Origin of the sequence: Williamwhitmania sp. (assembly GCA_035529935.1) — a bacterium.
Classification (GTDB): Bacteria; Bacteroidota; Bacteroidia; order Bacteroidales; family Williamwhitmaniaceae; genus Williamwhitmania.
The window spans coordinates 1-11,969 of record DATKVT010000041.1; the positions used below are offsets into that span (position 1 = coordinate 1).

Consider the following 11,969-nt stretch of genomic DNA (forward strand, 5'->3'; position numbering starts at 1 on the left):
TCAAGTTAATTGCTACCTTAGCGTAACGCTCTTTGAAACCTGTTCGCTTGCTGAGCTTGGTTCGATTGAACTGCTCCCAAGAGTAATTGCTACTGATTTTATTGAACCAATAAATCCTTATGTGGACATTAATTTTGACCCGTTTATTAGCTTGCCCTCAGGTGGTGGTGATAATGACCAAGGATGGAGCGAGCCTGATGATAGTTTCCCTGAGGATTTTGACGATGCTCCAGAACCTGATAATATTGAGTACAGTGAGGCAGATAATAATGGTGATGCCTCAGAAAACGGTGGCTATAGCACGAATGGAGAATATACTCGCTCAGCGTTAAGCGCTTCTTTTGGATTGGGATTGGGTTCTGGATTGTATGGTGAGGCCTCTAGAGGCTTAACGACAACCGTTTCAACAGTTACAAGAGAAATTCAAGCAGTAAATGTTATAGGTAAAATTGCCACAGCAGCAAAATGGGCCGGTTATCTGGGAAATACAATTAGCCTTGCAGCTAATACAGTAAATCTATATAACCAACCTAATGCTGCTAATTATGCAAGATTAGCAGTTAATGGAATTGCAGTTGGCTTAAATCTCGTAAATTTTGTTGCACCCGGCCTTGGTACAGGGTTATCGATACTAGTTTCGACCATAGATACAGCTGGCGGTTTCGATTGGTTATATGATAGTTTGGGATCTGATTAAAAATAAATAACATATGAAAGTATTGTATTACCTTTATTATAAGGTGTTTTTAATGCATTCAAAAGGTGAAGATAGTTTAACGGCTGCAGGTTTATCCGTTATGACCGCAAGTATAATTTTTTTTGCTAATATCTTTACAATTGGAGCTTTGCTAAAGAAGAGAAATGTTTTAGAAAGGTTTATTAATAAGCCGTTAGACGGAGTTTATTTAATGATGTTTCTTTTAATCATTAATTATTTTCTTTTTATGCATAAAAAGAAATATTTGATTATAAAGGAGAAATTTGCTGATGAAAACAAAAAGATGAAAATTGTTGGAGGTTTATTTGTCATATTATATTGTCTTCTATCATTTATCTTCTTATTAATTGTAGCTTCCTATAAACCTGGCCATATTTAGAAAAGGAAGTGCCTGAAAATTTCTTTTTCCATTTTTTGGTAACGAGTTGTCGATGCCTTAGAATCATATTGCGTATTGGACCTAGGTCGGTGAACTGTTCACCGACCCACTTTTGTTCATCATAATTTGATACGAAGTTCCGCAATAGGATTTTATTTTTTACTCTCAAACTTTTCCTCAATTCCCTGAAGATTGAGAAACGGGTAGCGCTCCTGCAGCGCTTGGGTTTGTTTCAAGTGGCTGCTTAAGAACCGCTGGTAATCCTCGCCATCGGGATTAAACGGACGATGCTTGGTGGCTCTTACCAGTTTTTCTACCTCGTTCATTATGGCGTTGGACTCCTCATCGATGGCACAATTCCTAAATTTCTCAAAAATGTAATCGATAGCCTGCTCCGATGGGTGAAGCATGTCTTCGGCATAGAAGCGGTAATCGCGCAGGTCGTCCATCATAATTTCGTAGGAAGGGAAGTAGTTGCATGATGGGAATGCTACGCACAGCTTTTGGGCTGCCATTATGAGGGTAGCCTTGCTTATCATGTTTTGCACTGCGCCATCTTTCCAATGCCGAATGGGGCTTATGGTTAAAATAATTTTGAGGTTTGGCAGCTCCTCCCGAAGTTTAAGTATGGCGTGCCCCAGCACCTGAACAATCTCCTCCTCCGTCATGGGCAATCGGTCGAACTCTTTGGCCGGAACCTTATGGCAGTTGGCCACCACTATCCTGTTTTTTCGATGCTGGTATACCCAAGTAGTTCCAAGCGTAATTACCAAAAAATCGGCGGTGCTTAGGAACTGAAATCCATCTGCAAGCGATTTATTAATGTTTTGAAGGCAAATCTCCTTTTCGGATGAGGAGAATATAGAGTGGTGGTAGAAGCTGGACCATAACCCGGAGTGGAAGAAGAGCTGCTCCTCGGTAAATGGCTTTCCGGTCAAGAGGGTGTTAATGCTTTGGGCAATGGAAAATGGATTGTAGAGAACGCCAAATGGGTTCACCATTACAGGAAACCTTAACTCTTCCAATCGCTCGCCCATGTTGGTCGCAAAGCAGGAGCCCATAAAGAGCGTTTTGGATTTATATCCCAACTTATCGTCCAGTGGGGCAGGGGTAACGATGGTACGGAATTCCATGACTTATTGGTTTTGTTGCCTAAGGTTACGCATTATTCCCGAAAAACCGGCTCGTTTTACCGCTGAACCTTTAAAAATTTCCTCAACTCGATCTTCATTTAAGCTGCGCCAATCCGCTGCGGATAGCTCCAGTAGTTGGTCGTTAATCGCAACTTTTCCTTGTAATGCCATGATTGGTTTTTTGTTCCATGGGCACACCTCCTGACAAATATCGCAGCCAAACGCGTGGCCATTCACCAGCTGCTCCTGTTCGGCAGAAAAGGGACCTTTGTGCTCAATGGTATGGTAGGAGATGCAACGGTTGGCGTCCACCACTGCGGGGGCAATAATGGCACCCGTGGGGCAGGAATCGATGCAGCGGGTGCAGGCACCGCAAAGGCTGTTGCCAAATGGTTGGTCGGGTTCTATTTCTAGGTCAACAATCAGCTCAGCCAGAAGCGTGTAGGAACCCAGCTTGGGGTGAATGAGCAGGCTGTTCTTGCCAATCCAGCCCAGCCCTGAACGGCTTGCCCACGCCCGCTCTAGTATGGGGGCCGAGTCGGTAAAGTAGCGCCCATTTACGGTAATGCCGGTTTCATCAGTAAGGAATGCCATCAGCACTTTCAAACGCTGCTTCAGCTCCTTGTGGTAGTCGCGAAACCAAGCGTAGCGAGCAACCCGAGGTGCTTCTGCCTTTTGCGATGCACCAAAATTGTAGCTAAAAAGCAGGGTGATTACAGTTTTTGCCCCTTCAACCAGTAGTGTAGGATCTAGGCGCTTGTTGAAGTGGTTGGTCATGTAACCCATGCCTGCATGATGGCCATTATCAAGCCACTCCTTAAGTCGAGGTTCCTCTTCTGCAAGACGCTCTGGAATTGCAAAGCCGCAAGCCTCAAATCCCAGCTCCAGCGCCTTGCTCCTTACTCTTTCCTTTATGTTTTGGCTGATACAATTATCCATGCTATTCACCCAGATGCTATTACTGCTGCAAAGGTAAGGGAAAATAGGGTTGGGGTTAACGCTATGTTGCACACGAAAACAACCTTGTATATGGTATTCACCCCCAATATTTGTGAAAGGAGCCAACTTGGAAAATAGTTTGTTGTGTGAAAAAGGAAGGAGCATCCTATTTCATAGGCAACTTGGATGTGTAAGTAATATTCAACAGGCCTACCCTACTGGCGCTATGAAGTGGTAATGTAATATCGATATCTTCCTTATCCGAACTGGTTTAGAATGAATGCCAATTAGATCACTGATTATTAGAATTTCTCATACTCATTGTCGTTTGTGATATCTTTCAGGTTTATGGTAGCCGTTTTTCCCGATGGGAGGATTGGCTTGGTCTTAGAACCTTGAGGGTTCATTGTGGTTTTTTTTGTGCTGGTCTGGGAGGCGATATTGCTAATGTTTCTTCCCCTGCCAGTACTTTGATAACTCATGCTTGCTTTAGCGATTTTTTCATCTATTGTGAAAAATCCAATAGTGTCCATCAACAAATTCGCTTGGTTAGCCAGCTGCTCTGAATTTGTAGCGACCTTTTCGGAAGCGACTGCATTTTGCTGTGTTGCTTGATTCAGCTGCTGAATGGCCATGTTTACTTGTGCTGCCCCAGAACTTTGCTCCTTGCTTGCTGCTGCAATCTCCTGTACCAACTTTGCTGTTTTGTTGATCTCGGGAATAATGTCGTTAATGAGCTGTGTGGCGTGTTCCGATGTTTTTACCGTTTTGTGCGAAAGCATAATTATTTCTTCTGCCGCTATTTTACTCCTTTCGGCAAGTTTCCGAACTTCGGCGGCTACAACGGCAAAGCCTTTTCCATGCTCACCAGCCCGCGCGGCTTCAACGGCAGCGTTGAGTGCAAGTAAGTTTGTTTGGAAAGCAATGTCGGTAATTATAGTAATCTTATCGGCTATCTCCTTCGTGGAGGATAGGCTGTCGTTGGCAGTTTTACCCACAACCTGCATCTTCTCCTCGGCTAGTATGGCAATTCTCTCAGTTTGAACAGCATTCTCGGAATTCTGATCAATATTGGCAGCCATCTCCTCCATTGATGAAGATACCTCCTCCACTGAAGCCGCCTGCTCGTTTGTCCACTGCGACATTTCCTGAGAAATGCCACTTAGCTGATCAGATGCTTTGGATAAGCTATCCGAACCATGACTCACGGTTTCAACAACATCGTGAATTTTTGCCACGGTGTTTTTAAATGTGTTGAGAAGCATGCCGATTTCGTCGTGCGACTTAATCTCAATGTTTGCTGACAAGTTGCCGTCGGAAACTTCGTTGGCAAACGCCACTCCAATCTTCACGTTTTTAAGGATACTTTGTGAGATAATATAGGATACCAAAATGGCTAGTAAAATGGCAAGTAGTGCTATAATGGCCGTGTAGTACTGCGTTTGATTTGCGTCGCTTTCCACGGTTTGATGAGCCTTGTTAGATGCTTGAACAGTAATGTCAATTGCTTGCGTAAACAGCTGTCCCATTGTTGCCAGATACTTTAGCGTTTCTTCCTGGTATATTCTTCGCGCACTGTCAACTTCCGCTGTTGAGTTATTCTGTAATGCTAATTCATATTCTTTTTCTATGCGTTGGGCACTTTCGTGTAGCTTTTTGTGCGGTTCCTCCATGGCCTTAAATACTTCCTTAAGGTCGGGAATTAACTTTTCGGCCTCACGACGTTCGTCGCCGTAGTACCATTTTCCAAAGGCGCAGAGTGTGTAATTCAGCTGTACGTTAATTTTATGCTCGTCGGAGTAGATGCCTTGGCTTAGGTTTTTGGACCAGAGGAGATGGCTGTTGTAATGCTCCAGTAGGCTTACTCTAATACCGTCGCTGAGCGCAAGCTTTTTGGAGGAGCTAATTACTCCTTTGAATCCATTAATGGAAATGAGGGTAATGATTACTAACAGGACGATTACAGCGCCAAAGCCAAAAATAAATTTGCTCTTTAGTAATAGGTTGTTGAATTTCATGGTAGCCGTTTTTTGAGGTTATCATATTGGTAAGTGAATTTTTTTTGATTTGGCGTAATTTTCAGCATGGCAGATCAACCATGGCAGGGTAACTCACCTTCAAGTCTTCGATCAATGTTGATGAGCGAAATTATTTTAGATGTACTTTTTAACAGAAAAATTTGTAAAATGTTGGAATCTGACTCCGCAAATATAGAAAAAACAGAAACGGTATAATAATTAATAGCTATTGTGTTTGCCTTTGATAGCTCTGTAACGCATAGATATATATCGCTTTAGTTTTTTTATTTTGTTTGGGCCGTTGAGTTATAGGTCATTTGTTTTCCGGTGGTTGCCATGCCCTGAGAAATTACTGGGCCTGTGCTAAGATTGTGACCTCAGAACATGGGAGTATTTCCTTAAACTGGGCAGGCTAACCTTATCCATAAATATTATAGGAAACGCTGTGGTAGCCAGACAAAGCCGGTCATAATCTAGACTTATTTACTTAGCCACGCCGGCTTTGACTGAACTACTTTTTTGTAGATATCGCAGCTTTCAATATGGGCACCGGGTAGGTAGCCTGTGCTTACCAAAAATTCATTTACAATTTCGCCGCCAGTGAATTTAAAGGTTTTCTTAAATAGCTTCATCCACTCCTGCTTTGTCTTGGGATGGTGGTGGTCGAGCCAATTTTTGAATGATCCAAACTCCTTTTGCAGCTGTAGAACAACCTTCGCGTTGTGAATAGTAGCGTCAATTTTTAGGCGATTGCGGATGATGCCTGCGTCGTTCAGCAGCCGCTCTCTATCGCTCTCCTGGTAAGAGGCAACCGTTTTGATGTTGAAGTGGTGAAATGCTCTTTCGAAATTTGCTTGCTTGTTCAATATGGTTGTCCAGCTTAACCCTGCCTGATTAATCTCCAGAATCAGCCGTTCAAAAAGCTCATTGTCGTCCTCAATGGGGAAGCCATACCCAATGTCGTGGTAAATGCGGTGAACACTATTTTGTTCCATGTGGCTAATTGCTTCGCAGTACGATTTGGGCTTTTCCATATCAATATTGTTGTTGCATTTATTTTATACAGCTTAGTACGTTTGCTCGGTAGACATGCTGCTATTGCATATCAGTCTTTGGTAGCAAGTCGCAATACCAAAACCCATAGTCAAATGGACCGCCTACACTTTCATCATCAGTGGCATTATTGCTCTCGTGCTGGTTCGATTGGTATTTTCTGTAAACAACTTCTCCCTTCTCAAATGGAATGGGCTGGTTGAATATTGGCCCATCAAAAACAAAGGTGTGAAACTCCCCATTTTCCCCGCAAGGGTCAACATTGTTGGGTAAATCCTTCAGAAAGTTGTTGTCGATAACTCTTCCTACAAAGCTTTGGTCAAGGTATTTTTCGCTAACGCAGGTGATAATTGTTTTAAACCCCAAGTCGATAAACTCTCTGATAAGTTTATCGGTGGGGGTTTTCCATAGAGGGAAGATTCCTTTGAGATTTAATTCGGCCAGCTTATTCTCCCTATAGCTGCGCAGGTCGTCTAAAAAGATATCGCCAAAAACAGACGCGGTTGCACCCTTTGCCTTCAAGTCCAATAATGTTTTTTTCATTGCCGCCTCATAAACCTCCATCGACGGCATGTCGGGAACTTCCATCTTTAAAAGGGGCAGGCCGATATTCTTGGCCTGAGTTTCCAGCAGCTTGGCCCTTACGCCATGCATGGAGATTCGTTGGTATTGTTCGCTTATGCTGGTGAGTAGGCACATTACATCGTAGTGCTGTGCCTGCAATATTTTGTGTAGGCATAGGGCGGAATCCTTGCCACCGCTCCAGTTGAATATGACCTTTTCCTTCATTTTATCAAGTATTCCTCAAAACTTTACTTGCCCAGATTCTGAAATGTTCCCTTCGTTGCGATTTTATTCTATAGCAGATGGATATGATTACATCAAGATTATAGTATTCAATCTTTCTTTCAACCTTTCTATCTCCTTCGGTTTGAACTGTTGCAAAAATTGCAACAGTATCTTCCTAAAATAACTTGCCAGGTAATTAGCTTACCCGTTTTCCATGAAGCAGCAGGTTTACCGCATCATCCAAGGAGCCGGCCCTAATTACATTGCCCGAATTCACAAAGTAAATTTCATTGGCATCGGCAATGGTGTTGAGGCGGTGCGCAATAATTACCCTAGTGGTGGTGGACGGCAAATTTCGAAGAATGGATTCTAGCAGCTGCTCGGTAACCGTGTCGATGTTGGCGGTGGCTTCGTCCAGAATAAGCAGCTCGGGCTTGCGCAGCACGGCTCGCATAAAGGCAATGAGCTGCTTCTGGCCAAGGCTTACACCATCGCCTGTTGTCTGAACCTTTGTTTCTAGGCCTTGCTCAAAGCTGTTGAGCAGACTTCCAATGCCTGCTTCTAGAATTACTTGCTCTAGCTGCTCGTTCGAAAAACCCTGATACTCATCGTTGCCGTAAAGTATATTATCCTTTACCGTGCCGGTGAACAGGAAGGGCTCCTGCAGTATAAAGCCTATCTTCTTTGTCCTTTCTGCGGCCTCATAGGAGCGGATGTCTTTACCATCCAGAATAACCTTTCCCTTTTGTGGATCATACAGCCGCGAGATGAGCGATGCAATGGTTGTTTTTCCTCCCCCGGTGGGCCCTACAAAGGCGTAGGTTTTTCCTCTTTCCAGCTCAAAGTTTACCTGATGCAGCACATCTTTGCCGTTGGGGTAGTGGAACGATACGTTTCGAAGGGCAAAGAAGGGGGCCGAAGCTTCTGCCTCTTTCTCCGATATAACCTCCAGATTGCTCTGCAACGATAGTATGTTGGAAATACGATCCCATCCTGCCATGGCAACCTGAAAGTTGGCCCAGAGGGCCGCCAGCTGCCGCAGCGGGTTGTAAAAGTTTTGTATGTACGCCAAAAAGCTGATTAGCAATCCTAGCGTAAAGTAGTGAGTGGCTATTAGGTATATACCAAAGGCAAGCACTATCATCTGGCCAATGTTTGCCGAAAATCCATATACCGGCATAAAGATGTTGTTGGCAACACCAGCCTTGATGGCGGTTTGGTAGGTTCGCTGGTTTACCTCGTTAAAGCGACTTCTGAAGTAATCGCGCCGGTTGAATGCCAGTATTACCTTAAAGTTGTTGAGGCTTTCCTGAATTTCGGCACTCAAACCACCCACTGCCTTAAGGTTTGCTGCATTTCTACGTTTCACCCAAGGCGAAATGCTCCGGGTGAAAAGGATAATCACCACCGCCGGTAGTAGAGCTGCAAGTCCAAGTTCAAAGTTGATGCTGAGCAGGAATATGGCCGAGCCCACCATGGTGAATATGCTCCCAATGAACTGCATCAGCGACTGTGAGAAAAACTGGTTGAGCTTGTCCGTGTCGTTGTTGATTCTCGATATGAGGTCGCCCGCCTTGTTTTGGTTGAAGAAGTCAACAGGCAGCTCCTGCAGCTTGGTGAACACGGCATTCCTTAGGCTGAATAGCATGCGCTGCCCAACGCCACCCATCATTTTTATTTGAAGGTAGTTGGTAAAGAAGGCTGTGATATACATAACCAGCAGGATGCTTGTAAACAGCAGCACTCCCTTGTAAACTTTTGCCTGTATGTAGGTGTCTATAGTGTGGCCAATAAGGTAGGGTCCCAGCAGGTTCAACGCCGCATTCACCACAATGGCAATCAGTGCAAATATTAGGGTGCGCTTCTCCTCCCGAATGAGCGAGTAAAGTTTTTTAAATGCTGTTATTCCCAGCTTCTTCTTCTGCTCCTTGTCGGCCAGCTGGTTGAGGTTATAGTTCATAGTGACTGGTGCTCTTTTGTGAGTTGGAAATCTGCACGTACTCTGCACAGCTCTCGGTTAGTTCCTTGTGCGTGCCTGTTGCTATAAGCTCTCCCTGCATCAGCAGGATAATCTGCTCGAAATGCTTTACCGACGATACCTTTTGGGTAACCGAAACGAGGGTTAGCTCGGGGTAGTTGTTTTCGAGGTTGCAGAGAATCTTCTTCTCCGTTTTCCTATCCACCCTAGCGGTGAAGTCATCCAGAAACAGAATCTTTGGGTTGAGAGCCAGCGCACGCGCCAGCATAATTCGTTGCTTTTGTCCTCCCGACAGGTTGGTTCCCCTTTCGGAGATCACCGTCTCCAGCTTCTCGGGCAGCGATTCAACGAAGTCGGTGAGCTCTGCCGTTTCCAACGCCTTGTTCATCATCTCCTCGGTCACCGTTTCGCTAAAGGCTATGTTTTCCCTCAGGCTCATGTTAAAGATGGCGCTGTCCTGAAACACGTAGCCTATTTGGTGGTGGAACGACTCCTTGTCGTAATCGGTAATTGGTTTCCCGTCGAACTCAATCGATCCTGAATCGGGTGAAACCAAGCTGGTGAGCAGGTATAACAGCTGACTCTTGCCCGCTGCCGTGGGCCCGATAATGGCCGTATGGCTTTTCCCTTTAATGGAGAAGGAGATGTTGTTTAGTATGGGCTTACCCTTGTAGGCAAGGTTGACGTTTTTAAGTTCGATTTTGCCGCTCAGCTCGCTTACTATAGTTCCGTTTTCTTCCGGTTCCTTCACCTCCATAACCTCGTAAATGCGCGAGTAGGATGCCGATGCCTGCGCAATAATATTGCTCATAAACCCAATCATTATGATGGGAAATATGAGCAGCGCTATGTAGCTGTTGAAGGCGGCAAAGTTACCGAGGGTCATGCTGCCGTTCACCACAAAGTGGCCACCCAGCGCAAGAACCGTTAGTAGGGCGAGGTTGGCAACAAAGGTAATAACGGGAATAAGTATGGAAAAAAGCCGGAGGATGGCTAGCCCCAAGTTTTTTGCATCGGTGTTGGCTGCCAGAAATTTATCGTATTCGGGTTGCTGCGAGTTCATCACCCTGATGAGCGCTGCGCCCATAATGCTTTCGCTGATTACCTTGTTGAGCCAATCGATAACCGCGCGGCTCTGCTTAAAGAGGGGCCTCACCCTCATTAGCACAAGGTAGAAGGTGCCTCCAATAATGGGTATAATTACAATAATGGCCAGGGCCAGCTTCCAGTCGATGAGGAGCAGCATAACGCAGGTGCCCACAATCATGAATATGGACGAGGCGATAATCACCACCGCCTGCGCCACAAACATCTTAATGGAGTCGATGTCGGAGGTGAGGTTAGTAAGCAGCTTGGAGGGGTTGGCGTTGATAATATACTCGTAGCTCTGTCCCGCTATTTTATCGGCAATCCGCGTTCGAAGGTCCCGCGCCACCCTCTCCGATGCATAGGTTTGGATAATACTCTGCAGGTAGGTGAATATAAATATTACCATGGCAGCCACCATAAACTCCACCACCACCGTTTTCATCACAAAATTGCCCGCCGAAAAGGAGTCGATGGCCCCAGAAATAATTTTGGGAATAAATAGGTTGACGGCGTTGCTGGCCAGCGCAAATATCAGGAGAAACACAATCATTACCCTGTAGGGTTTTAGCAGGTTGAATACGCTTGGCCCCTTTGGTTTACCCGGTTTTGCTTGTTTTAATTTTTTACCCATTCTGAGTGATCTCTGAAATACAATGACAAATGAAACGGAAAAGAGTTTTCAAAACTAAGCTAAATCGACCAATAAGTGAATTTTGCCGATAAAAGGGGAGGGGAAAAAGTCGGAAGGCTGGAGTTGCGCCGTGGCGGACCTAAAGACTAAAGGCTACAACTTTTTTAGTGACGAGTAACGGGGTGATGGTTTACAGAAAGTGTAGAGTGGTTAGTAACCTTTGCCATCTTATTATTAAAATATTATACTCAATTTTTATTCTAGAGCCTCATCAGAACGAGGACGCATGTTGATTCAAATGCACAATAATATTTTTTAATTAGATACCTTAATTCCATTGTGTGTTGTGTTTATTCATATTTCATTCATGGCTTTTAATAATCCATGTTTCCAATCTTTTACATAATTATCCTTTTCGTAATTAAGGTCTTTATTTGTCAAATCTATGAAGTAATTTACTAATCCATCCCAATTATCAAGTTGGCCTTTGTCATGCAATTTCCACCCAATTTCTTCTATTGTCCAATTTGACTTCGCTGAATTACGAATCATCGAAGTGGTTATCCAATTACTCTCATTGTCCAGTCCACCTCTTGTAATTGGAATTAAATGGTCAATTGTCGGAAATAAATCCCAGTAAATCATGTGAGTTTCTGACATTTTCCAATTTCTGTGATATTTAAAAATATCTGGAAACTCAATTGTCAATATCTTAATCAATCCGGGAAATAGTAATTTTTCACCCGAATATCTATCAATGAATCCATCATTTAGAAAAACACTACACATTTGATATTTTGAATATTGTCTTTTGTGAGGTAAATTCTCAATGAATGGGTAGTTTTCATTAGCAAAATCAATACAGTCCTGCTTTTTGTTATCTAACAATAATTCGCATATATTCTTAATCAACAAAGTTTTATCCATTTGAAAAGCGATTTTTAACAAGGCACATAACGTCTTACAATAAGAAACGGTTGGGTATTCGGGCTGCGTTCCTGTCCACTGACAAAAATCCTGAAGAGGGAACCAAACCCTCGCAAACCACCGATTCCCAACTGTTATATCAGTGCTTATTTGAATAGCATTTTACTCCCAATGCCCTTAGTACATGACAAAAAAAACAAATGCCTGATTACCAGTAAAATAAACACGTAAATATTTGGTAAATACTCTGAATATCAGTATCTTACAAGAAATTACCACATCTCGATGTAAGAGCCATGATACCCAGAGTAGACC

The 11,969-nt window shown here is 43.8% G+C and carries 10 protein-coding genes; 2 read left to right on the forward strand and 8 right to left on the reverse strand.

The window, feature by feature from the left end; genetic code table 11:
- Positions 1 to 697, forward strand: a 697-nt coding sequence (locus tag VMW01_02790; GenBank protein ID HUW05165.1) for a hypothetical protein, incomplete at its 5' end; no start/stop codon positions are given.
- A gap of 13 nt (positions 698 to 710) precedes the next feature.
- Positions 711 to 1,097, forward strand: coding sequence for a hypothetical protein (locus VMW01_02795; protein ID HUW05166.1), 387 nt, complete (start codon positions 711 to 713; stop codon positions 1,095 to 1,097).
- A gap of 152 nt (positions 1,098 to 1,249) precedes the next feature.
- Here the strand turns inward: VMW01_02795 and VMW01_02800 are convergent, their stop codons facing one another.
- From VMW01_02800 to VMW01_02835, 8 genes are all read right to left on the reverse strand, one after another.
- Positions 1,250 to 2,230 carry a GSCFA domain-containing protein gene (locus VMW01_02800; protein HUW05167.1) on the reverse strand — a complete coding sequence of 327 codons (981 nt, stop codon included), beginning with the start codon at positions 2,228 to 2,230 and terminating at the stop codon, positions 1,250 to 1,252.
- Positions 2,231 to 2,233: 3 nt separating this feature from the next.
- The gene (queG, locus tag VMW01_02805; GenBank protein HUW05168.1) at positions 2,234 to 3,169 is read right to left on the reverse strand and encodes a tRNA epoxyqueuosine(34) reductase QueG; all 936 of its coding nucleotides are present in this window, start codon (positions 3,167 to 3,169) and stop codon (positions 2,234 to 2,236) included.
- A 302-nt stretch (positions 3,170 to 3,471) separates the two neighbouring features.
- Positions 3,472 to 5,187 (reverse strand): methyl-accepting chemotaxis protein, encoded by a 1,716-nt coding sequence (locus tag VMW01_02810; GenBank protein HUW05169.1) that lies wholly within the window; start codon positions 5,185 to 5,187, stop codon positions 3,472 to 3,474.
- A gap of 479 nt (positions 5,188 to 5,666) precedes the next feature.
- Positions 5,667 to 6,221 (reverse strand): DNA-3-methyladenine glycosylase I, encoded by a 555-nt coding sequence (locus VMW01_02815; GenBank protein ID HUW05170.1) that lies wholly within the window; start codon positions 6,219 to 6,221, stop codon positions 5,667 to 5,669.
- Positions 6,222 to 6,282: 61 nt separating this feature from the next.
- Positions 6,283 to 7,029: a diphthine--ammonia ligase gene (locus tag VMW01_02820; GenBank protein HUW05171.1), complete on the reverse strand. Its 747-nt coding sequence runs from the start codon at positions 7,027 to 7,029 to the stop codon at positions 6,283 to 6,285.
- 196 nt (positions 7,030 to 7,225) lie between these two features.
- The gene (locus VMW01_02825) at positions 7,226 to 8,989 is read right to left on the reverse strand and encodes an ABC transporter ATP-binding protein (GenBank protein HUW05172.1); all 1,764 of its coding nucleotides are present in this window, start codon (positions 8,987 to 8,989) and stop codon (positions 7,226 to 7,228) included.
- Positions 8,979 to 10,727, reverse strand: coding sequence for an ABC transporter ATP-binding protein (locus tag VMW01_02830; protein ID HUW05173.1), 1,749 nt, complete (start codon positions 10,725 to 10,727; stop codon positions 8,979 to 8,981). The genes VMW01_02825 and VMW01_02830 overlap by 11 nt, the downstream gene beginning before the upstream one ends.
- 354 nt (positions 10,728 to 11,081) lie before the next feature.
- Entirely contained in the window at positions 11,082 to 11,654 is a 573-nt protein-coding gene (locus VMW01_02835) for a hypothetical protein (protein HUW05174.1), read from the reverse strand.
- Positions 11,655 to 11,969 lie beyond the last annotated feature (315 nt).

Bases quoted from the DNA above. Each gene is read 5' to 3' on its own strand.
- VMW01_02800 (HUW05167.1), bottom strand. From the start codon at position 2,230: ATGGAATTCCGTACCATCGTTACCCCTGCCCCACTGGACGATAAGTTG.
- VMW01_02795 (HUW05166.1), top strand. From the start codon at position 711: ATGAAAGTATTGTATTACCTTTATTATAAGGTGTTTTTAATGCATTCA.
- VMW01_02820 (HUW05171.1), bottom strand. From the start codon at position 7,029: ATGAAGGAAAAGGTCATATTCAACTGGAGCGGTGGCAAGGATTCCGCC.
- queG (HUW05168.1), bottom strand. From the start codon at position 3,169: ATGGATAATTGTATCAGCCAAAACATAAAGGAAAGAGTAAGGAGCAAG.
- VMW01_02830 (HUW05173.1), bottom strand. From the start codon at position 10,727: ATGGGTAAAAAATTAAAACAAGCAAAACCGGGTAAACCAAAGGGGCCA.
- VMW01_02835 (HUW05174.1), bottom strand. From the start codon at position 11,654: ATGGATAAAACTTTGTTGATTAAGAATATATGCGAATTATTGTTAGAT.
- VMW01_02810 (HUW05169.1), bottom strand. From the start codon at position 5,187: ATGAAATTCAACAACCTATTACTAAAGAGCAAATTTATTTTTGGCTTT.
- VMW01_02815 (HUW05170.1), bottom strand. From the start codon at position 6,221: ATGGAAAAGCCCAAATCGTACTGCGAAGCAATTAGCCACATGGAACAA.
- VMW01_02825 (HUW05172.1), bottom strand. From the start codon at position 8,989: ATGAACTATAACCTCAACCAGCTGGCCGACAAGGAGCAGAAGAAGAAG.